Here is a 19,869-nt window from a genome sequence, read left to right on the forward strand (position 1 = left end):
ATTCCTCAATTGAATGTTTTGAGCAGCAAGCAGCGTGGGGTTACGCTTGGGTGCCTATTCACACCGTCAACGCTTTACAGTCGTCGGCTGAATAAACTGCGTAGGCGGTCTGATGCTCGACCATTGTCCGACGCGAAGACGGTCAGGCCAAAATACTGCGCCGCAGCATCAATCCAGCGCAAGTCGCAAATGGCATCGGGCGAATGAGAGGCGAAGTGAACCCGCCTATTTGCACGCCGTTTTACGCTAATGCGGTACGCGGCTCTGAAGGCGCTTTACATCAACAGCTGAGCGCGTTTCAGTTTCGTTGGGTTCGCTGGAAGGAGCGTTGGAGACGATCGACGGCAATATTGGGCACGTCAGCAGACAGCGAAAACCCGCCGAACCTGCGCTATTGCCGCCCTCCCCCTCACTCCCACTCGATCGTACCAGGCGGCTTCGACGTCACGTCGTAGACGACCCGGTTGATGCCCTTGACCTCGTTGATGATGCGGGTCGCAGTGCGGCCGAGGAAGGCCATGTCGTAGGGGTAGAAATCGGCCGTCATGCCGTCCACCGAGGTGACGGCGCGCAGCGCGCAGACATGGTCGTAAGTGCGGTAGTCACCCATCACACCGACGGTGCGCACCGGCAGCAGCACGGCAAAGGCCTGCCAGATCACGTCGTAGAGACCGGCCTTGCGGATCTCCTCGAGATAGATCGCGTCGGCCTTGCGCAGGATGTCGAGCTTTTCCCTGGTGATCTCGCCGGGGCAGCGAATGGCGAGGCCGGGTCCCGGGAAGGGATGGCGGCCGACAAAGGCCTCAGGCAGGCCAAGCTCCCGGCCGAGCACGCGGACCTCGTCCTTGAACAGCTCGCGCAGCGGCTCGACGAGCTTCATCTTCATGCGCTCGGGCAATCCGCCGACATTATGGTGCGACTTGATCGTCACCGAGGGCCCGCCGGAGAAGGAGACGCTCTCGATCACGTCGGGATAGAGCGTGCCCTGCGCCAGGAAATCGGCCCCGCCGAGCCTGCGCGCTTCCTCGTCGAAAACCTCGATGAAGAGGCGGCCGATGGTCTTGCGCTTGGCTTCCGGATCGGAGCCGCATTTGGCGAGCTCGGCGAGGAAGAGCTCCTCCGCCTCAACATGCACGAGCGGGATGTTGTAGCTGTCGCGGAACAGGCGCACGACCTCTTCCGCCTCGTTCATCCGCATCAGTCCATGATCGACGAAGACGCAGGTGAGCTGGTCGCCGATGGCCTCGTGGATCAGCACGGCGGCAACGGCGGAATCGACGCCGCCGGAAAGCCCGCAGATCACCCTGCCCTTGCCGACCTGCGCACGGATCTTGGCAATCGTCTCGGCGCGATAGGCGGACATGCTCCAATCCGGGACGCAGCCGCAGATATCGACGACGAAGTTGCGCAGCAGCTTGGCGCCGTCCGGCGTATGCACCACCTCCGGGTGGAACATGGTCGAATAGAAGCGCCGCTCCTCGTCGCTCGCCACCGCATAGGGCGCGTTCTCCGAGGTCGCCTTGACCGAAAAGCCAGCCGGCAACTGCGTGACGCGGTCGCCATGGCTCATCCAGACCGGAAAGCGGCCGCCCTGATTCCAGACGTTCTTGAACAGTGCCGAGGGCGCGACGATCTCGACATCGGCACGGCCGAACTCGGCGGCATGCCCGCCCTCGACCTTGCCACCGAGCTGATGCGCCATGGTCTGCTGTCCGTAGCAGATGCCGAGAAGCGGCAGGCCCGCTGAGAAGACCTCCTGCGGGGCGCGTGGTGAGCTGGCATCCGGCACGGAGGCCGGCCCACCGGAGAAGATGACGCCCTTCGGCTTCATCCGCTGGAAGGCCTCGGAGGCCGACTGGAACGGCGCGATCTCGCAATAGACGCCGATCTCGCGTACGCGACGCGCGATCAGCTGCGTGACCTGGCTGCCGAAGTCGATGATGAGAATGGAGTCGTGGGGCTTGCTCGTCATCGCGCCCGGTTACGCCATCACGCGCGCAGGCGCAACGGCGCAAGCGCGCCTCAGGCCTCGCGCCTGACGCAGGCCAGATAGAACCCGTCCGTCCCGGTGCGCTGCGGCGACAATTGCAAGCCAAGCCCGGTCGCGAACCGCGAGAGCAAAGCAAAGTCGCCTTCCGTCGATGAGAGGATCTCCTGGCTCGGCACGAGGGTGAAGCCGGGATGGCGCTGAAGAAACCCTGAGACGGCCCCGTCATTCTCATCCGGCAGCACCGAACAGGTGACGTAAGCGATACGACCGCCGGGCTTCACCAGGCGGGCTGCGCGCGCCAGCACCTCGGTCTGATCCTTGAGCCGCTCGGCGAGCGCGCCCGGTCGCACGCGCCATTTTGCATCGGGATTACGCCGCCAGGTGCCGGAGCCGGTGCAGGGCGCATCGACCAGGACGAGATCGACCTCGCCGACAACTTCAGTGAGGGATTCATGGCCGCGGCTGCGGGGCACGCGGATCTGGACGATGTTGGCCCCCGAGCGCGCCAGCCGCTCATGCAGTGGCGCCAGACGACGGCTATCGAGATCGGTCGCGAACAGGCGACCTTGGTTCTGCATCTGGGCGGCAAGCGCCAGCGTCTTGCCTCCGGCGCCGGCGCAAAGATCGACCACGGTCTCGCCGGGTTTGGCGCCGGCCAGCAGGGAGACGAGCTGGGAGCCCTCGTCCTGGATCTCGAAGGCGCCCTCGAAGAAGCTCGGCTCGCTCTGGAGCGAGGGGCCACGCCCATCAGGTCCTGGCAGGAAGCGAATCGCATCAGGGGACCATGCCCCGGCTTCCGCTCCAAGATGAGCAAGATCCGCCAACACCTTGCCCTGGTTCGACTTAAGGCGGTTGACGCGAATGTCGATCGGCGCGCGATCAGCGAGTGCAGCACCTTCCGACACAGCCTGCTCGCCAAAATTCGCGGAGAAGGCGGGCCAAAGCCATTCAGGCACATCGGCACGGACCCAGCCCGGGGCGTCGTCGAGATCGAAGGTGATGAGCCGTGTCGCCTCCTCGCGCGTCAATGGCGCAGGCGCGTGATTCTCGCCCGAGCAGAGTTCGGCGATCTCTTCCATCCGGAGCTCGCGCAGGCCGGCAAGCATGCCGAGGACCAGCGCGCGCGACGTCTCCTCACCCATGGCGAAGGTCGAGGAGGAGCGGCGACGGAGCGCGTCATAGACCAGGGTGGCAATCGCCGCACGATCCTTCGACCCGGCGAAGCGCCGAGACAGACCCCAATCCTTCAGAGCGTCGGATGCCGGCCGGCGGCGCTGGATGATGTCGTCCAGCACCTCGATGGCGGCGCTGATGCGGGCGGCAGGGGTCATTGCGTCGTTCCGTTTCGTGCCGGCGTCTGCGGCACAATCTCGACGCTGTGGTGTCATATAGACGAGGCAGGGGCAACAACGTCTCGACTTGGTACTTGAGGCGGAGGCATGTCTCACAGGCTGCGTCCCACTTGGGCCACTCTTTTGCTCCAGCCGCTCGGTCGAAAACACCATCGGGACAGATCCCGCCTCCCAATGATCCCATGATTGGGACCCGTTGCCGTTCCCGCAGGCAGCTTGAAAATCGACGCATTATCGTGTGAAGCCGCCGGCTTGACGAAGCGTCGCCATCAGCGGCACACGGGGCTCGATCGCTCCGATCAAGTGGAAACCACGCCATGCAGCGCCTCTGCCGAATCACGCTTGCCGGTCTTCTCACCCTGGCGCTCACCGCCTGCGCCACGACGCCGCCGCCGGACCTGACCCCGCCCCCCCAAAAGCGGCTCGACGCCAAGACGACGCTCGAAAACAAGCGCTGAGCCTGTCACCAGCGCCAGATGTCGCTCGGACGTGGCCGAGCGACGCTTCTGCCGGGTCCTTGATCGTCGTCCTGCAAGATCTGCCACGACACGGACCGCACCGGCAGCACTCCCGGCGCCTCTCCCAAGGGTTGTCCTCGCGGCACAAAACCACTTCACGGAGCTGTCATATCGTCTGATCATGGTCGCGCGCTCTTGCCGCGATCAGGGAACAGATCCGATGAAACAGACGCTTCTTTCGGCCACGATGCTGGCCGCCCTTGCCTGTGGCGGCGTTGTCGCCATTTCACCCGTCTCCGCTCAGCCCGCCCCGACGCTGGATGGGAAGAAGCCCCTCATTGTCGGTCACCGCGGCGCCAGCGGCCACAGGCCGGAGCACACGCTCGAATCCTACAAGCTGGCGATCGAACAGGGGGCCGATTTCATCGAGCCCGACCTTGTCGCGACCAAGGACGGCGTGCTCGTCGCGCGGCACGAGCCGATGCTGAGCGGCACCACCGACGTGTCAGAACGACCGGAGTTCGCTGCCCGCAAAACCGTCAAGAAGATCGACGGAGTCGACACCACGGACTGGTTTGCCGGCGATTTCACCCTGGCCGAGATCAAGACGCTGCGCGCCAAGCAGGCGATGCCTGATCGCGACCAGTCGCATAACGGCAAGTTCCCGATCCCGACGCTGCAGGAGATCATCGATCTCGCCAAGGCCGAAAGCACCCGCACCGGCCGTACCATCGGCATCTATCCCGAGACCAAGCACCCGATCTTTCATGCCGCGATCGGGCTGCCGCTCGAGGACCGCCTGCTCGACCAGCTGAAGACGGCCGGCTGGACCGAAAAGTCCTCGCCCGTGATCATCCAGAGTTTCGAGACAGCCAATCTCAAATATCTGCGCGGCAAGACGCAGTTGCGCCTTGTCCAGCTCGTCGATGCCGATGACGTCGACAAGGATGGCGGCATCGTGCTGGCCGCGCCCTTCGACAAGCCCTACGACTTCGTCGTCACCGGCGACAAGCGCACATTCAAGGACCTGGTCACGGCCGATGGGCTGAAGGAGATCAAGAGCTACGCCGACGGCGTCGGACCATGGAAGCCCTATATCCTCGCCGGCAAGCAGACCATCGGCGAGGACGGCAAGCCGAAGGACCTCAATGGCGACGGCAAGATCGACGAGCAGGATCGCGTGCTGATCGCACCGACCAATGTCGTCAAGGACGCGCACGCGGCCGGCCTCTTCGTCCACAGCTGGACATTCCGCAGCGAGCCGAAGCGGTTGACTTCGAACTTCAAGGGCGACCCTGCGGCTGAGTACAGGGCCTTCTTCGATCTCGGCATCGACGGGCTGTTCTCGGACTTCCCCGATGCGGCAGTGAAGGCGCGCGACGCCAAATAGGCGCCCGAAACGATTCAGAAGCCCGCCCCGGATTGCCGGGGCGGGCTTTCTCTGCTCGTCAGGAGGCGATCAATCGCAGACCCGCCTCGTGCGCCTGATCTCGCCGCGTGGCGTTTCCTCGATTGTCGTTACAGTGCGACAATCGTCGCGCCAGTTGCTGCGCTCCCAGCGTGCGCGGTCGCGCATGCGGTCCTCGCGGCGGATTTCGCGATCGATGGCACGTTCGCGCGGAGAGCGCGGATCAACGGAGACGCCGCCAGGACCAATGTTGATCGACTGGGCAAAGGCACCGCTTGTCGCAAGCAGGACAGCAGTCATGGCCGGAATAATGAACTTCATGATGCGTTCCTCCGTTCTCTAGCCAAGAACGGGGCACATCTCGAATTGTTCCCAGGATTGATCGCGGGGGATAGAACGACGATACGGAGCCGCATCTCCGCCTATGGTCTCAGCAACAATTGCCGCGCCGGCGTCAATCTACGGGGATGACGTTCGTTCCTCGCCCTGGACTTGATGCGGTTGCGGCGCACTGAGGGTTCAGCGCGCCGCATGGTTCAGGTCACACCTGGCCTCAGTGCAGGATCTGGCTGAGGAAGAGCTTTGTGCGTTCGTGCTGCGGGTTCTTGAAGAACTCGTTGGGCTCGTTCATCTCGACGACCTGGCCGGCATCCATGAAGATGACGCGGTCGGCGACCTGGCGGGCAAAGCCCATCTCGTGGGTGACGCAGAGCATGGTCATGCCCTCGTCGGCGAGCGAGACCATGGTGTCGAGCACCTCCTTGACCATCTCGGGGTCGAGCGCCGAGGTCGGCTCGTCGAACAGCATGATCTTCGGGCTCATGCAGAGCGAGCGCGCGATCGCGACGCGCTGTTGCTGGCCGCCCGAGAGCTGGCCCGGATATTTCAGCGCCTGCTCCGGGATCTTGACGCGTTTGAGATAGTGCATGCCGATCTCCTCGGCATCCTTCTTCGGCATCTTGCGCACCCAGATCGGGGCCAGCGTCAGGTTCTCCAGGATCGTCAGATGCGGGAACAGGTTGAAGTGCTGGAAGACCATGCCGACATCGCGGCGGATCTCGTCGATCTTCTTCAGATCATTGGTGAGCTCGGTGCCGTCGACGATGATCTGGCCCTTCTGGTGCTCCTCGAGCCGGTTGATGCAGCGGATCATCGTCGACTTGCCCGAGCCGGACGGGCCGCAGATCACCAGCTTCTCGCCGCGCGCCACCTTCAGGTTGATGTCGCGCAGCACATGGAACTCGCCATACCACTTGTTGACCCCGACCATCTCGACGGCCGTGTCCGTGTTCAAAGACGTCTGCTTCAGCGCCGCCGGACGCGTCGAGATGTTGCTCTCTGCCATTGCCATGTTCTTGGTCTCCCTCAACGTCTTTGGCCGGCGGCAAGGCGGCGTTCGACCGAAATCGAATAGCGCGACATGCCCCAGCAGCACAGGAAATAGAAAATCGCGGCGAAAGCATAGCCCGTCGCGCGTGTCGTCGGCGTCGCCCAGGTCGGATCGACCAGGGTCGCCTCGATGGTCCGCAGGAAGTCGAAGATGCCGACGATGGTGACCAGCGTCGTATCCTTGAACAGCCCGATGAAGGTGTTGACGATGCCCGGAATCACGATGCGCAGCGCCTGCGGCAGGATGATCAGGCGCATCATGTTCCAGTAGCCGAGGCCGAGCGACATCGCCCCCTCATACTGGCCCTTCGGGATGGCCTGCAGGCCGCCACGAATGACCTCGGCCATATAGGCGGCCGCAAAGAGCGCAACGCCGACCAGCGGCCGCAACAGACGGTCGGGCGACCATTCCTGCGGCACGAAGAGCGGCAGCATGGTGTTGGCCATGAACAGCACCGTGATCAGCGGCACGCCGCGCACGAACTCGATGAAGATCACCGAGAGCAGCTGGATGATCGGCAGGCGGGAGCGCCGCCCCAGCGCCAGCACGACGCCGAGCGGCAGCGAGAAGACGATGCCGACCGCCGCGATCAGGAAGGTCACCGTCATGCCGCCCCAGAGGCCGGTGTCAACCCGCGGCAGGCCGACTCTGTCATCCAGAATGGCGATGAGGCCAAAGGCGACAAGGGCCATCAGGATCAGTCGCTTGGGCCGATAGAAGCGTTTCCAGACCGGCAGTTCGTGCTCGACCGCGAGCTGCCCCGCTCCCGTATGGAAACGCGCCAGCGAAGGCACGAAGGACAGCACGATGTACACCGCCGCCAGTGCGGCCGTGGCGATGATCAGATAGCGCAGGAGATTGGTCGCTCCGGGGCCGCCGAGCAGCAGGACATAGGCACTGATCGGCAGCAGCACGAAGAAGAAGAAGGCGCCGAGCTTCTTCAGCGGGGCGTTGTTCCAGAGCAGCCAGACGACGCCGAGCGCGAACATTGCGAAGACGATGTTGACGCGCCAGCGCTGGCTGACCGGATAGGAGCCGTAGATGAAGTACTGGAAGCGGTCGGCAACATAGGCCCAGCAGGCGCCAACCGGCCGGCCGACCTTCTCGGCAAGGCAGGCGTCGCGGTTTGAGCCCGTCCAGACCGCATCGATGAAGTAGAACCGGATGATTTCCGGCAGGCTCGTGACGACGATATAGGCGCAGACCAGCGTCAGCAGCGTGTTGACCGGCCCGGAAAAGAGATTGGCCCGGATCCAGGCCAGCGGCCCGGCCACGGATAGCGGAGCCGCTTCCTGCGGCAGGGTCTCGCGGCGGACGAAGAAGGCGGCATTTTCGGTGGTTGCATCGGTCATCGGGGCGCCCTCACCGTTCCACCAGCGCCATGCGCTTGTTGTAGATATTCATGAACAGCGAGGTGACGAGAGAGATCGTCAAATAAACCGCCATGGTGATGGCAACGACCTCGACTGCCTGCCCTGTCTGGTTCAGCACCGTGCCGGTGAAGACCTGGACGAGGTCGGGATAGCCGATGGCAACCGCCAGCGACGAGTTCTTCGTCAGGTTCAGATAGTTCGAGGTCAGCGGCGGGATGATCACGCGCATCGCCTGCGGGATCACCACGAGTTTCAGCGTCGGCCCCGGCCGCAGGCCGAGCGCATGGGCTGCTTCCGACTGCCCCTTGGAGACGGCGAGAATGCCCGCACGCACGACCTCGGCAATGAAGCCTGCGGTGTAGGTCGTCAAGCCGATCAGCAGAGCGACGAATTCCGGGAAGATCTGGATGCCTCCGCGCAGGTTGAAGCCGGCGAGCTCGGGATAGATGAAAGTGATCGGCCGGCCCATCAGGAGATAGACGAAGAAGGGCAGCACGACGACGAGACCGAGTGCGATCCAGCCAACCGGGTACTGCTTGCCGGTCGCCTCCTGCTGCTTGCGGGCCCAATAGCGGAAGGTGATCGCGCCGACGAGGCCAAGCAGGAAGGTCAGGACGATCAGGCTGCCGCCAGGCTCAAGCTGCGGATCGGGCAGATACAGGCCGCGGTTATTGAGCAGGATCCCGGCCGGAAGTGCGATCGACTGGCGCGGGTTCGGCAGCGGCTTGAGCACTGCGTTGTACCAGAAGAACAGTTGCAGCAGCAGCGGCAGGTTCCGGATGACCTCGACATAGACCATGGCGATCTTGGCGAGGATCCAGTTGCTGGACAGGCGCGCGACACCGACGAAGAAGCCGAGGAAGGTTGCCAGCACGATGCCGATCGAGGCCACCAGCAAGGTATTCAGCAGGCCGACCCAGAAGGCCTGGCCATAGGTCGAGCCCGCGGCACTGAAGGGGATCAGCTTCTGATTGACGTCGAAGCCGGCAGCGTTGTGCCAGAAGCCGAAGCCCGACGCGATTTTCTGCGCCCTGAGGTTTTCGATGGCATTGGAGGCGGCCGAGTAGATGAGGAACCCGACGACGGCCAAGAGGGCAAGCTGATAGACATAGCCTCGGATCTTCGGATCGTAGAGTAGTGAGGCCTTGCCTGGTTGGACCGGCTCCGTCGGTATGGTCGTCACGTGTCACGCCCCTTCTTGTTCTTGGGTGGCGGCCGGTGGTCCGGCGATGCCCGGGTCGAGCATCGCCAGCCGTCTTCTTGTCCGTGCCGTGCGGCGGTAGCGAGCGATGCGCAGCGGTCGCCGCGCATCGCGAATTTCAGCGGATCGGCGGCGCGTATTGCAGGCCGCCCTTGGTCCAGAGCGCATTCTGGCCGCGAGCGATCTTCAACAGCGAGCTGGCACCAACGTTCCGTTCGAAGGATTCACCATAGTTTCCGACATGCTTGGTGATGCGGACGACCCAGTCATTGCTCAAGCCGACAGCCTCGCCGAACTTGCCCTCGGTGCCGAGCAAGCGCTTGATCTCCGGGTTCTCGGATTTCAGCATCTCGTCGAGATTGGCCTTGGTCACGCCGAGCTCCTCGGCGTTCAGCATGGCGAAATGGGTCCATTTGACGATGTCGAGCCAGGCATCGTCGCCATGGCGCACGACGGGACCGAGCGGTTCCTTGGAGATGATTTCCGGCAGCACGATATGGTCGGTCGGGACGCCGAGCTTCAGGCGCTCAGCATAGAGGCCCGAGGCATCGGTCGTGAAGGCGTCGCAGCGGCCCGATTCATAGGCCTTGATCGTCTCGTCGGCGCTCGCAAAGGCGACGACCTCGTATTTCAGTTTGTTGGCGCGGAAGAAGTCCGCGAGATTGAGTTCCGTCGTCGTGCCCTGCTGGGTGCAGACGGAGGCGCCCGCAAGCTTCAGCGCTGAATCGATGCCGAGCTTCTTGCGGACCATGAAGCCCTGCCCGTCATAGTAGTTCACGCCCGCAAAGTTCAAGCCGAGCGATGTGTCGCGCGACATGGTCCAGGTCGTGTTGCGCGAGAGCAGATCGACCTCGCCGGATTGCAGCGCAGTGAAACGGTCCTTGGACGAAAGCGGGATGAATTTGACCTTGGTCGGATCATTGAAGACCGCAGCCGAGATCGCACGGCAGAGATCGACATCGAGGCCGCTCCAGTTGCCCTGCGCATCGGGGATGCCGAAGCCTGCAAGGCCCGGACCGACGCCGCAAATCAATTGCCCCCGGCTTTTTACCTGAGCCAGCAACCCCGATTGGGCCTGCGCTCCGCCAGCGAAAGCAGCGGTTGCTGCAACGGCGAGCGCTGCACTGACAAACTTGTTCATTATTATTTCCCCTGTTGCCGGAACGGGTTTTTCCCGTTCTCGAACCTTGCAAGTCTCGGACCAGATTCTGGACCCGACCGTCCTTCCTTTCCGCGCGCCTCCTTCGCCGCCGTCGGTCAAGCAAGCGGAGGCAAGAATGCCCCCGCCGTGTCCGTTATTCACCGCACCGGGGGAGCGTATTGCAGTCCGCCCTTGGTCCACAATGCATTCTTTCCGCGGGCGATTTTCAGGATCGATCCCGATCCGACATTCGCCTCGAATGATTCGCCATAATTGCCGACCTGCTTGACGATCCGATGGGCCCAATCCGCAGTCAGCCCGATCGCCTCGCCAAACTTGCCCTCCGTCCCGAGCAACCGCCGAACCTCCGGATTGGTCGATTTCGCCTGCTCGTCGGCATTGGCTTTGGTGATACCGAGTTCCTCCGCATTGAGCATGGCGAAATGGCTCCATTTCACCAGGTTGAACCACTGCATGTCGCTGCTCCGAACGACCGGGCCCAATGGTTCCTTCGAGATGACCTCCGGAAGCACGATATGATCGTCCGGCGCCTCGAATTTCAGCCGTTGCGCATAGAGAGCCGAGGAATCGTCGCTGAAAGCGTCGCAGCGACCGGCCTCATAGGCCTTGATCGTCTCATCTCCCGTGTTGAAGGCCACCACCTCGTACTTCATGTGGTTGATGCGAAAGAAGTCGGCCAGGTTCACTTCGGTCGTGGTGCCCTGCTGGGTGCAGATCGAGGCGCCGCCGAGCTTCAGCGCCGAATCGACGCCGAGTTTCTTGCGGACCATGAAGGCCTGTCCGTCATAGTAGTTCACTGTCGAAAAGCTCAGGCCAAGGGCGGTATCGCGAGACATCGTCCAGGTGCTGGTCCGTGAAAGCAGGTCGACCTCGCCTGCCTGCAAGGCCGTGAACCGGTCCTTTGACGAGAGCGGCACATATTTGACTTTGCTCGGATCGTTGAAGATCGCCGCGGCGATGGCTGGGAGCCAGATATTATGCCGTTTGTGCCGGGCTTCATGGCATGGACAGCGCTTAGAGCGGGCCTCGGCTCATGCCGAAGCCCGCCTGTCTGTCTGTCTGCGCTCAGCGAACCGGCGGAGCGTATTGCAAGCCGCCCTTGGTCCAGAGGCCGTTCTGGCCGCGGGCGATCTTGAGGAGCGAACCCTGGCCGACGTTCTTCTCGAAGGATTCGCCGTAATTGCCGACCTGCTTGACGATCCGGTAGGCCCAGTCAGCCGTCAGGCCGATGCCTTCGCCGAACTTGCCCTCGGTCCCAAGCAGACGCTTGATCTCGGGGTTGGACGACTTCAGCATCTCGTCGACATTCGCCTTGGTCACGCCGAGCTCTTCGGCGTTCAGCATGGCGAAATGCACCCACTTCACCAGATTGAACCACTGGGCGTCCGTGTTGCGGGTTGCCGGTCCGAGCGGCTCCTTGGAGATGATCTCAGGCAGAACCATGTGATCATCGGGGGCGGTCAGCTTCAGGCGCTCGGCATAGAGGCCGGAAGCATCCGTGGTGAACGCATCGCAGCGGCCAGCGTCATAGGCCTTGACCGTCTCGTCCGAGGAGGCGAAGGCGACGACTTCATATTTCAGGTTGTTGGCGCGGAAGAAGTCCGCGAGGTTCAGTTCGGTCGTGGTGCCCTGCTGGGTGCAGACCGACGCGCCGGAAAGCTGAAGAGCCGAGGTGATGCCGAGCTTCTTGCGGACCATGAAGCCCTGGCCGTCGTAATAGTTCACGCCGGTGAAGAGCAGGCCTAGCGCGGTGTCGCGCGACATGGTCCAGGTCGAGTTGCGCACGAGCACGTCGACTTCGCCGGACTGCAGGGCCGTGAAACGGTCCTTGGCAGACAGGGGAATGAACTTGACCTTGGTCGGATCATTGAAGATCGCGGCCGAGATCGCGCGGCAGTAATCGACATCGAGACCCTGCCAGTTGCCCTGAGCGTCCGGCACGCCGAAGCCGGCGAGACCGGTATTCGAGCCGCAGTTGAGGATGCCGCGGGACTTGACCTGCGCCAGCGTTGCAGGCGCCTGGGCCGTCGCCACCGTCGCGGTCATCGCGAGGCCCAGCCCCGCGACCGCAACTGCCATGAACTTTTTCATCGAACTCTCTCCCGTTGAGGTCTCCCGGCTGGCCGCAGCCAGCGGGCAGTCTTCAGTTGCGTCGCCAGTGGGAGTGCGTGCCCCACTTCTTGCCCATAAATTGAGCGACGTTCCCCTGCGTCGATTGCCAGAGCAGCGCATGTGCGTCAAGCAGGGGACCCTTTCCTGGAACGCATCTATCCACCCCTTGCATCACATGCGACTTTCAAAATGTGGTCAAGCCTGACCGCCTCGACCAGGACCTCCCTCCGGCGCCCGCTTCATGAAAAAATTGTCTCCTTCCGCATTCGCGCAGCTTCGCGAAAAGACCCGCCTTGCTCTCGCCGGCCGCGACCCTGCCGACAGCTATGGGTTCGTCAATCCGCCGATCGTGCGGGGCTCGACGGTCATCTACCCGAACATGGAGGATTTCCTGGCGCGCAAGGCCCGCTACACCTATGGCACGCAGGGGAATCCGACGATCGACGCGCTGGTCGCCGCGCTCAACACCATGGAAGGCGGCGCAGGAACGGTGGTCTGTCCATCCGGCCTGCTCGCCTGCACCCTGCCCATGCTCGCAACCCTGTCGTCCGGCGATCACCTTCTCGTCACTGACAGCGTCTATCGGCCGACGCGGCATTTCTGCGACAAGGTCCTGCCGCGCATGGGCGTCGAGGTCACCTATTACGACCCGGCGGCCGGTGCCGACATCGCAAAGCTGTTCAAGCCAAATACCAAGGCGGTCTGGACCGAGGCTCCGGGCTCGCAGACCTTCGAGATGCAGGACATCCCGGCCATCGTCGCCGCGGCCCATGCCAGCGACATCCTGGTGCTGATGGACAACACGTGGGCGACGCCGCTGTTCTTCGATTCACATAAATTCGGGGTCGATCTCTCGATCCAGGCCGGCACGAAATACTATGCCGGCCATTCGGACGTGCTGATCGGTACGATCTCGGCCCGCACTCCCGAGCTCTACAGGCAGTTGCGCGAAACATGGGAACTGCTCGGCGTCATCATCGCGCCCGAGGATGCCTTCCTTACACTGCGCGGCATCCGCACCATGCATATCCGCCTGAAGGAACAGATGCCCGCCGGCATCGAGATGGCCAATTGGTTCGCGGCCCGTCCCGAGGTGGCGCGCGTGATGCACCCTGCCCTGCCGAACGATCCGGGCCACGATCTGTGGAAGCGCGATTTCACCGGCGCTTCCTCCCTGTTCGCGATCGAGTTGAAACCCGTGGCGCAGAAGGCTGTCGGGGCGATGCTCGACGGGCTTACCCTGTTCGGGATGGGGGCCTCCTGGGGTGGCTATGAGAGCCTTGCCCTTCCCTTCGACTGCAAGGGCTATCGCACGGCAACGGAGCCGGGTTTCAAGGGGCCGACCATCCGCTTCCATATCGGACTGGAGGATCTCGAAGACCTCAAGGACGATCTCGATGCCGGCTTTGCCCGTCTCAGGGCGGCGGCGTGATCCCAGAGGCAAAGTCGGCGACGCGGGAGGCGATTGTCTTCGCCTATCTCGATGAGCCGCCCTTCTGCCGATCAGGCCCCGATGGCAGCGCGCTCGGGAGTGATGTCGAGCTGGTGAGTGAGGCTTTGCGGGCGATCGGCATCGCCTCGGTCGAGATCGCCTGACCAGCATCTCCGATCTGCTGCCGGGCGTCGTCGATGGGCGCTGGACGATTAGGACACCGCTTTTCGTCACGCCGAAGCGGCAGACGATCGTCGACTTCAGCTAACCCGGACCGGCGTTGGTATCCTCGCCCCTTGCCTTGGCGCGCAGCACGAATTGCAGGTTGCGGCAGTAGACGAACAGGCCGAAGCCCTGCCCGAGAATGAAGACCGGGTCACGGCGGTAAAGCGCATAGATCAGCAGCAGGGCCCCGCCACCGATCGAGAACCACCAGAAGGTCTTCGGCACGACCGATCGTTTCGCCTTCTCGCTCGCCAGCCACTGCACCACGAAGCGCATGGTGAAGAGCGCCTGCGCCACGACGCCGAGCAGCACCCACCAGTCGATATTGTTCACGAAGACGTCGTGAAAATACTCGCCGATCATTTGCTGGAGGTCGATCAGCATCAAAGCGTCTCCGGCACGATCTGCGGCACGCGCTTGCGCCGGCGGATCAGCCACCAGACGCCGGCGAGATCAAGAATACCGACCCAGAGCCGGTCGAAGAAACCATAATTGGAGACACCGGTCAGGCGCGGGCGGTCACGCACGTCGACATGCGTGACCTGATAGCCCTCCCGCACCATCAGCGCCGGCATGAAACGGTGCAGCGCATCAAAATAGGGCAAGGCGAGATAGGCTTCTCGGCGAAAGCACTTCAGCCCGCAGCCTGTGTCGCGGGTGCCGTCCTTGAGAATGCGGCCCCGGACACCATTGGCGATGCGCGATTGCCATTTCTTGAAGCCGGTATCCTTGCGTCCGACGCGCTGTCCCTGGACGAGCCCGGCCCGCAATCCGGCTTTGTGCAAGGCCTCAACCATTGCGGGAATGAAGGCCGGATCGTTCTGGCCGTCGCCATCCAGCGTCACCACGACCGGCGCGCGCGCGTGGCGGACGCCGGTGCGGACCGCTGCGCTCTGCCCGCAGGACTGCTCGTGACGAACTGCACGCAGCCAGGGGCGCGTCGCGCCGAGTTCGGTCAGCGCGGCCGCCGTGCCGTCGGTCGAACCGTCATTGACGTAGATCACCTCGAAGGGCCCGAGCGTCTGGCAGGCCGTCTCGATATCGGCCAGCAGCGGCGCGATATTGCCGGCTTCGTTGCGAACGGGCACGACAACGCTGAGTTGCGGCAAGGTGATGGGTTGGGTCTCGGTCACGAAAGCTTCATCCGGGAAAACGGCGCGCAAACTGCGTCAAGCGCGCGAACAGGGCAAGCAGGTTTCACTCTCGCGCGAACACGGCCATCTGGAGCGGCTTGCCGCCATTGAGATTGAAACCGGGAATTGAGGTGACGAGGCGAGGCGCGATCCCGGCGGCGGCGACACCGGCGCGGAACTCCGCTTCGAAGCGCTTTTCGACGAGCGCGATCCGGCAGCCGGGCTCCTTCAGGAAGGCTGCGGCCGCCGCACCGTTTGCCCCCATGGCAAGATCGGTCCCGGTCAGGAAGACGAGGCTCGGCTCGCGATAGCCGACGGTCATTACCGCAGGATCGGCACAGCCGACCGCCCGGACGGCTTCCGCCAGACGGGGCGAGAGCTTGAGCGAGCGCAGGCTTTCGATCGCAAAACCGTAGACGCCGATCGAGAGCAGCAGGCTCGCCAGGACGCAGCGCCAGAGCGCCCCCTCCAGGTCGCCCCTTCGGAACGCCATGACGACGCGCCAGGCCACGAACAGCGCCAGGGCGAAAAACGGCAGCGCGAGATAGGGTATGGTGCGGTCGAGGGTCCAGTTGGCGTAGATGATGACGCCGACAAGCGCCGCCGGGACCAGGAAGACCAGCGCCGCAGTCATTGTGGCGCCGCGCCGAAGGCGATCGATGCCGCCATTGACCAGCGCCAGCAGCAGCAGCGCCGTGACCGCCGGATACAGCGGCAGCACGTAATGCGGCAGCTTGGTCGGCACCGCCTCGAAGACGATCCAGGACGGCACGATCCAGGCGAGCAGGAAGATGATTTGCGGCTCGCGGCGACGCACCCAGGCGAAGGGAATCGCCATCGCAGCGAAAGCCGCAGCCGGCCAATAGGTGCCGAAGAAGATCAGCAGATAGAGCCCGGGCGGGCCCCAGTGCTTCTCCTGACCTTCCGCGACCTTGCCCAGCATGTCGTTGCCGACGCTGGCCGTGAAGAAGCTGCCGCCAGTCTTCCAGGCGATCGCCAGGAACCAGGGCAGCACGACCAGCAGGCAAAGCAAAAGGCCCCAGGATGGGCGCAACGACGAGAGCCAGCGCCAGGAACGCTCGCGGATGCACAGAACAATGGTGGCGAGCCCCCAGACCATGGGCACGATCGGCCCCTTGATCAGCAGGGCGATCGCTGTCGCGCCCCAGAAAACCAGCCAGTTGCGGCGATCCGGCACGAAGGCGAGCGAACGGGTCCAGTCCAGCCAGGCGCGCGCCAGGGCCCCCATCGTCGCCACCGCGCAGGCAGCGAGGACCGCGTCTGTCTTGGCGATCCGGGCCTCGACCCCGAGCAGCACGGCAGCGGCCATCAGAGCCCCGCCGAGCAGCGCCAAGCCCGGGCTGAAGAAGGCGAGCAGCGCCCAATAGGTCAGCAGCACCGTTGCAACCGCGCCGACCAGAGACGGCAGGCGATAGAGCCAGATCTGATGGCGGGGGTCCTGGACACCCAGCGCCTCGCCGGCGGTCACAGCCGCACTCTGCAGCCAATAGATTCCGACCGGCTTCTTGTGCCGCGCCTCCTGCTGGAAGCGGATATCGACGAAATCGCCGGTCTCGAGCATCTGCTTGCTCGCCTGGGCGAAGCGCGGTTCGTCGCGATCGAGCGGCTGGAGGCTCGTGAACCCCGGCAGGAAGGCGACGAGGGAGAGCAGAAGCAGAAAGGCGCAGGCGCGCCAATGGCTGGCCGACGCGAAGGCGGAGATACGGTCGAACACGGGCCGGAGCGAAAGCATTGTCCATCCTCGCGACCGGCCAGGTCGCGTTCATCGCAGGCATGAATGTCGCAAGGCCAGGTATCGACCCAGGGCGCCGCCGGCATGGCGGGGCTTTCGGGCGCGATCAAGGCAAAACGGCCCGCGTCCCGGCGACGAACGCCGTTTACGACGCCACCTCCCCTGCTGCAAGCCAAACGCAAGACATCCCGCGAGGCCGCCGCTATCGTGACGACGATCAAGGGGGGATTATCTGTGGGCAAGCTTCTCTGGAAGGCCATCCGCGCCGGGCTCTGGGGCTTGCTGCTCGGCCCGCTCCTCGGAGTCCTCGTCGTCATCGGCCTGATGATCTTCGACCCGAAATGCGCTCGCCCCGGCGATTCCGGCGGCTGCGCCATGGGGCTCGTCACCGTCCCGCTCGGGGTTGCGATCCCGAGCTTCTGCCTGCTCTTCGCACTCGGACTTCTCCACGGCCTCTGGCAAAGACGTCCTGCGGACTGGGGCGCGGCGATCAGGAGATTACGGAACTGGGGGCGCGACGAGTGAGCCCTCCGCTCAGCCTCAGGCCTTCTTCAGGAATTCTGTTCTGAGCACGAGTCCCTTCACCTTTTCGGCGTTGCACTCGATCTCATCCTCGCTGCCAGTCAGGCGGATGTTCTTGACCAGGGTGCCACGCTTCAGGGTGACGGAGGTTCCCTTCACCTTGAGATCCTTGATCAGCGTCACGGAATCGCCGTCCTGCAGGACGTTGCCGTTGCTGTCCTTCACGTCGCTCATCGCGGGGTTCCAGTCTGTGGAATTCTTGTCTGCGGAATTCTTGGTGGATCTCAGCGCGTCCCGCGGCTGCGATCGAAAGGAGTGGCGAGCCCGGCAGGATTCGAACCTGCGACCAGCAGCTTAGAAGGCTGCTGCTCTATCCAACTGAGCTACGGGCCCGTAGTCGAAAGCGCCTGGCGGGGCGCAAAATGGCTGGTCAGTGGGTCCACTGCCCGACACGATTGAACTTGAAGTTATCCGAATAGGCCATGCCGCGACGCTTGGGCATATGCGGCTGTTCGACCCGGTAGGCGATGCCGCTGCGGGTGGCATAGGCCACCGCCTCATCCTCGGTGTCGAACCAGAGTTTCACCTGGCTCCTCATGTCGGCAGAGGATGTCCAACCCATCAGCGGCTCGATCTGGCGCGGCTGCTCCGGCTCGTATTCCAGCAGCCAGCGCTCGGTCTTTGCTGTGCCGGACTGCATGGCATTGCGGGCTGGGCGATAAATGCGTGCGGTCATGCTCTGGCTCGGCCGTCAGCTCGTCATTCCATTGGCCCGCGACGGCGGGCCAGGCGATTTCGAGAATGGTCGGGGCACCAGGATTCGAACCTGGGACCCTCTGCTCCCAAAGCAGATGCGCTACCGGGCTGCGCTATACCCCGACTGTCTGCAAGTGCATCAAATCACTCGCGAAACCATCGCACACGCTCCTCGACGGCCACGTGCGACGCGCAACGAGATAGCACCGAACTGCCGCCATGGGAACCGTAAGTTCCCATGAAATTCCCAGCCAATTCTCGTCAGCCGTTTCCTGCCACCCCCTCGCGGAACCGGGGGCAGGATGACGAAGTCGGGCCGTATAGCCTTTGAAGCACCGTCAATTTGTCCACGCTCGCGCACGCCGACGCTTTGCGCGCAGGTGCAATCTACCTCTTTCGAGCCCAGCCGGCCCTCCGACGGGAGAATGCGCGACGCTGTGCTTTCGCGCTGCCGGCAAGGAGCGCCTCCCCCTTCGGATGACCCGGAAGATCCAGAGCATGTGTATTCAGATCCGCCATAGGGTGAAGTGGCCTAGCGGAAAAGCCAAATTGAGCAAAACGTCGAAAATCGCAATACTTAAGATAGAGCCAACGCTGACAGAACTGAAAATGAAGCCAGCAAAACAGAGAAAAACCATGTAGCACCCTGGCGGCGCAATGCCTTCCCGGGTGGGAGGCATTGCTATGAACCATTTCAAATCAAGCTTATTCATTGCAGGTTTTCTTGCGACAACATCGACATTATCCTATGCGCAGAATCATCACTTGCGCGGCCTTCCTGAATATTATGAAGGCTTCACGATGGGCGGCGCTCCGACGCCACAGCCCTATCGTTCCTGCGAACGCAAGCTCATCGGGAGCCAAAGGCTCTGGCAATGCGATCCGGCGGGCCGCAACAGGGCGACAGGACCAGCTGCCGCGGCGATGAGCGACTGGTTGGCAAGCAGCTGGGCTGCGACATCCGGATCGGTTTCCAGCCTCCCCGCTGTCGGCGGGGTGCGGTATTACAACGCGGTCACCGCGAACGGCCGCAAGACGCGCGCGCCGAGCCGGGACTGTATCGTCCAGCAATATGACGTTCGACTCTTGTGGGTCTGCCCACCGCGCGCCACGGCGGCGATCAGCGCCGGGGCACCTGCGTCCCAGAGCGCCAGCCCTGGCGGCGTCCAGTACTACAGCGCCGTCGCCCCCAACGGTCGCCGAACGCGCGCGCCTAGTCAGGCATGTTCCCTCTACCAGCAGGGCGGCGCCGAGTATTGGGCGTGCCCCCCTCTCACGACGGGAGCACTGTCTTCGGGGGCACCGGGCAGCGCTGGAAATCCGGCAGGCGGCGGCAACGGCGGCGATGGCGGCAATTCTGCGGGCGGCGGCGCCAGCGCATCGAGTAGCGGCAGTGGCTCGGGGTCTGGCAGCAGCTCCGGCGGTGGAAACTCCGGCGGTGGCGGCGGCGGCTCCGGTGGCGGCGGTGGATCCGGTAGTGGCGGCGGCTCCGGCGGTGGCGGCGGCTCCGGTGGCGGCGGCGGCTCCGGTGGCGGCGGCGGCTCCGGTGGCGGCGGTGGCTCCGGTGGTGGCGGTGGCTCCGGTGGCGGCGGCGGCTCCGCC

Annotated in this window: 19 protein-coding genes, 2 tRNA genes and 1 pseudogene; 6 read left to right on the top strand and 16 right to left on the bottom strand. The window is 63.7% G+C overall.

Annotated features, from left to right (window positions below; genetic code table 11):
* Nucleotides 1-409: 409 nt before the first annotated feature.
* Both guaA and FG93_RS18280 read right to left on the bottom strand, forming a co-directional pair.
* Nucleotides 410-1,972 carry a glutamine-hydrolyzing GMP synthase gene (gene guaA / locus FG93_RS18275; RefSeq protein ID WP_043236844.1) on the bottom strand — a complete coding sequence of 521 codons (1,563 nt, stop codon included), beginning with the start codon at nucleotides 1,970-1,972 and terminating at the stop codon, nucleotides 410-412.
* Between the two features lie 50 nt (nucleotides 1,973-2,022).
* Nucleotides 2,023-3,321 (bottom strand): RsmB/NOP family class I SAM-dependent RNA methyltransferase, encoded by a 1,299-nt coding sequence (locus FG93_RS18280; RefSeq protein WP_043236846.1) that lies wholly within the window; start codon nucleotides 3,319-3,321, stop codon nucleotides 2,023-2,025.
* Between the two features lie 338 nt (nucleotides 3,322-3,659).
* Here FG93_RS18280 and FG93_RS33230 point away from each other — a divergent pair, with 338 nt between their 5' ends.
* Both FG93_RS33230 and FG93_RS18285 read left to right on the top strand, forming a co-directional pair.
* Nucleotides 3,660-3,800, top strand: coding sequence for a hypothetical protein (locus tag FG93_RS33230; protein WP_162835448.1), 141 nt, complete (start codon nucleotides 3,660-3,662; stop codon nucleotides 3,798-3,800).
* Between the two features lie 220 nt (nucleotides 3,801-4,020).
* The gene (locus tag FG93_RS18285) at nucleotides 4,021-5,190 is read left to right on the top strand and encodes a glycerophosphodiester phosphodiesterase (protein WP_043236847.1); all 1,170 of its coding nucleotides are present in this window, start codon (nucleotides 4,021-4,023) and stop codon (nucleotides 5,188-5,190) included.
* Nucleotides 5,191-5,259: 69 nt separating this feature from the next.
* On the opposite strand, the gene FG93_RS18290 is transcribed toward FG93_RS18285, so the two are convergent.
* The 7 genes and pseudogenes from FG93_RS18290 to FG93_RS18320 all read right to left on the bottom strand — a co-directional run bounded on the left by FG93_RS18290 (nucleotide 5,260) and on the right by FG93_RS18320 (nucleotide 12,425).
* Nucleotides 5,260-5,529 carry a hypothetical protein gene (locus tag FG93_RS18290; protein ID WP_043236849.1) on the bottom strand — a complete coding sequence of 90 codons (270 nt, stop codon included), beginning with the start codon at nucleotides 5,527-5,529 and terminating at the stop codon, nucleotides 5,260-5,262.
* A 232-nt stretch (nucleotides 5,530-5,761) separates the two neighbouring features.
* Nucleotides 5,762-6,553: an amino acid ABC transporter ATP-binding protein gene (locus FG93_RS18295; RefSeq protein WP_043236851.1), complete on the bottom strand. Its 792-nt coding sequence runs from the start codon at nucleotides 6,551-6,553 to the stop codon at nucleotides 5,762-5,764.
* Nucleotides 6,554-6,573: 20 nt separating this feature from the next.
* Nucleotides 6,574-7,950: an amino acid ABC transporter permease gene (locus FG93_RS18300; protein WP_043236852.1), complete on the bottom strand. Its 1,377-nt coding sequence runs from the start codon at nucleotides 7,948-7,950 to the stop codon at nucleotides 6,574-6,576.
* Nucleotides 7,951-7,960: 10 nt separating this feature from the next.
* Complete coding sequence (locus FG93_RS18305) at nucleotides 7,961-9,145, bottom strand: amino acid ABC transporter permease (protein WP_043236927.1); 1,185 nt, start codon at nucleotides 9,143-9,145, stop codon at nucleotides 7,961-7,963.
* Between the two features lie 145 nt (nucleotides 9,146-9,290).
* Entirely contained in the window at nucleotides 9,291-10,313 is a 1,023-nt protein-coding gene (locus FG93_RS18310; protein ID WP_043236854.1) for an amino acid ABC transporter substrate-binding protein, read from the bottom strand.
* Nucleotides 10,314-10,471: 158 nt separating this feature from the next.
* A pseudogene (locus FG93_RS18315) lies at nucleotides 10,472-11,296 on the bottom strand (amino acid ABC transporter substrate-binding protein); the annotation flags it as partial.
* A 103-nt stretch (nucleotides 11,297-11,399) separates the two neighbouring features.
* Nucleotides 11,400-12,425 carry an amino acid ABC transporter substrate-binding protein gene (locus tag FG93_RS18320; protein WP_043236855.1) on the bottom strand — a complete coding sequence of 342 codons (1,026 nt, stop codon included), beginning with the start codon at nucleotides 12,423-12,425 and terminating at the stop codon, nucleotides 11,400-11,402.
* 262 nt (nucleotides 12,426-12,687) lie between these two features.
* Here FG93_RS18320 and metC point away from each other — a divergent pair, with 262 nt between their 5' ends.
* On the top strand, nucleotides 12,688-13,878 hold the full coding sequence (gene metC, locus FG93_RS18325; protein ID WP_043236857.1) for a cystathionine beta-lyase: 1,191 nt from the start codon (nucleotides 12,688-12,690) through the stop codon (nucleotides 13,876-13,878).
* Nucleotides 13,875-14,042 carry a hypothetical protein gene (locus FG93_RS32935; RefSeq protein WP_161783842.1) on the top strand — a complete coding sequence of 56 codons (168 nt, stop codon included), beginning with the start codon at nucleotides 13,875-13,877 and terminating at the stop codon, nucleotides 14,040-14,042. The genes metC and FG93_RS32935 overlap by 4 nt, the downstream gene beginning before the upstream one ends.
* A 100-nt stretch (nucleotides 14,043-14,142) precedes the next feature.
* On the opposite strand, the gene FG93_RS18335 is transcribed toward FG93_RS32935, so the two are convergent.
* From FG93_RS18335 to FG93_RS18345, 3 genes are all read right to left on the bottom strand, one after another.
* A complete protein-coding gene (locus FG93_RS18335; RefSeq protein WP_152579501.1) occupies nucleotides 14,143-14,487 on the bottom strand; it encodes a lipid-A-disaccharide synthase N-terminal domain-containing protein in 345 nt (114 codons plus the stop codon).
* Nucleotides 14,487-15,236, bottom strand: coding sequence for a glycosyltransferase family 2 protein (locus tag FG93_RS18340; RefSeq protein WP_043236931.1), 750 nt, complete (start codon nucleotides 15,234-15,236; stop codon nucleotides 14,487-14,489). The genes FG93_RS18335 and FG93_RS18340 overlap by 1 nt, the downstream gene beginning before the upstream one ends.
* A 64-nt stretch (nucleotides 15,237-15,300) precedes the next feature.
* On the bottom strand, nucleotides 15,301-16,989 hold the full coding sequence (locus FG93_RS18345; protein ID WP_052513910.1) for a glycosyltransferase family 39 protein: 1,689 nt from the start codon (nucleotides 16,987-16,989) through the stop codon (nucleotides 15,301-15,303).
* Between the two features lie 45 nt (nucleotides 16,990-17,034).
* On the opposite strand from FG93_RS18345, the gene FG93_RS18350 reads away from it, so the two are divergent.
* Nucleotides 17,035-17,514: a hypothetical protein gene (locus tag FG93_RS18350; RefSeq protein WP_043236858.1), complete on the top strand. Its 480-nt coding sequence runs from the start codon at nucleotides 17,035-17,037 to the stop codon at nucleotides 17,512-17,514.
* A gap of 15 nt (nucleotides 17,515-17,529) precedes the next feature.
* On the opposite strand, the gene FG93_RS18355 is transcribed toward FG93_RS18350, so the two are convergent.
* The 4 genes from FG93_RS18355 to FG93_RS18370 all read right to left on the bottom strand — a co-directional run bounded on the left by FG93_RS18355 (nucleotide 17,530) and on the right by FG93_RS18370 (nucleotide 18,390).
* A complete protein-coding gene (locus FG93_RS18355) occupies nucleotides 17,530-17,745 on the bottom strand; it encodes an alkylphosphonate utilization protein (RefSeq protein WP_043236860.1) in 216 nt (71 codons plus the stop codon).
* 82 nt (nucleotides 17,746-17,827) lie between these two features.
* Nucleotides 17,828-17,904 (bottom strand) — tRNA-Arg (locus FG93_RS18360).
* Between the two features lie 37 nt (nucleotides 17,905-17,941).
* A complete protein-coding gene (locus FG93_RS18365) occupies nucleotides 17,942-18,247 on the bottom strand; it encodes an ETC complex I subunit (protein ID WP_043236861.1) in 306 nt (101 codons plus the stop codon).
* A gap of 66 nt (nucleotides 18,248-18,313) precedes the next feature.
* Nucleotides 18,314-18,390 (bottom strand) — tRNA-Pro (locus FG93_RS18370).
* 642 nt (nucleotides 18,391-19,032) lie between these two features.
* Here FG93_RS18370 and FG93_RS33305 point away from each other — a divergent pair.
* A partial coding sequence (locus FG93_RS33305; RefSeq protein ID WP_200878128.1) for a hypothetical protein occupies nucleotides 19,033-19,869 on the top strand: 837 nt, incomplete at its 3' end.

The sequence above is a fragment of the Allobosea sp. LC85 genome, from assembly GCF_000735605.1.
Lineage (GTDB): Bacteria > Pseudomonadota > Alphaproteobacteria > Rhizobiales > Beijerinckiaceae > Allobosea.

Excerpts from the sequence above, each read along its gene's own strand:
- guaA (WP_043236844.1), bottom strand. The coding sequence starts at position 1,972 with ATGACGAGCAAGCCCCACGACTCCATTCTCATCATCGACTTCGGCAGC.
- FG93_RS18280 (WP_043236846.1), bottom strand. The coding sequence starts at position 3,321 with ATGACCCCTGCCGCCCGCATCAGCGCCGCCATCGAGGTGCTGGACGAC.
- FG93_RS33230 (WP_162835448.1), top strand. The coding sequence starts at position 3,660 with ATGCAGCGCCTCTGCCGAATCACGCTTGCCGGTCTTCTCACCCTGGCG.
- FG93_RS18285 (WP_043236847.1), top strand. The coding sequence starts at position 4,021 with ATGAAACAGACGCTTCTTTCGGCCACGATGCTGGCCGCCCTTGCCTGT.
- FG93_RS18290 (WP_043236849.1), bottom strand. The coding sequence starts at position 5,529 with ATGAAGTTCATTATTCCGGCCATGACTGCTGTCCTGCTTGCGACAAGC.
- FG93_RS18295 (WP_043236851.1), bottom strand. The coding sequence starts at position 6,553 with ATGGCAGAGAGCAACATCTCGACGCGTCCGGCGGCGCTGAAGCAGACG.
- FG93_RS18300 (WP_043236852.1), bottom strand. The coding sequence starts at position 7,950 with ATGACCGATGCAACCACCGAAAATGCCGCCTTCTTCGTCCGCCGCGAG.
- FG93_RS18310 (WP_043236854.1), bottom strand. The coding sequence starts at position 10,313 with ATGAACAAGTTTGTCAGTGCAGCGCTCGCCGTTGCAGCAACCGCTGCT.
- FG93_RS18320 (WP_043236855.1), bottom strand. The coding sequence starts at position 12,425 with ATGAAAAAGTTCATGGCAGTTGCGGTCGCGGGGCTGGGCCTCGCGATG.
- metC (WP_043236857.1), top strand. The coding sequence starts at position 12,688 with ATGAAAAAATTGTCTCCTTCCGCATTCGCGCAGCTTCGCGAAAAGACC.
- FG93_RS18335 (WP_152579501.1), bottom strand. The coding sequence starts at position 14,487 with ATGCTGATCGACCTCCAGCAAATGATCGGCGAGTATTTTCACGACGTC.
- FG93_RS18345 (WP_052513910.1), bottom strand. The coding sequence starts at position 16,989 with ATGCTTTCGCTCCGGCCCGTGTTCGACCGTATCTCCGCCTTCGCGTCG.
- FG93_RS18350 (WP_043236858.1), top strand. The coding sequence starts at position 17,035 with ATGTCGCAAGGCCAGGTATCGACCCAGGGCGCCGCCGGCATGGCGGGG.
- FG93_RS18355 (WP_043236860.1), bottom strand. The coding sequence starts at position 17,745 with ATGAGCGACGTGAAGGACAGCAACGGCAACGTCCTGCAGGACGGCGAT.
- FG93_RS18365 (WP_043236861.1), bottom strand. The coding sequence starts at position 18,247 with ATGACCGCACGCATTTATCGCCCAGCCCGCAATGCCATGCAGTCCGGC.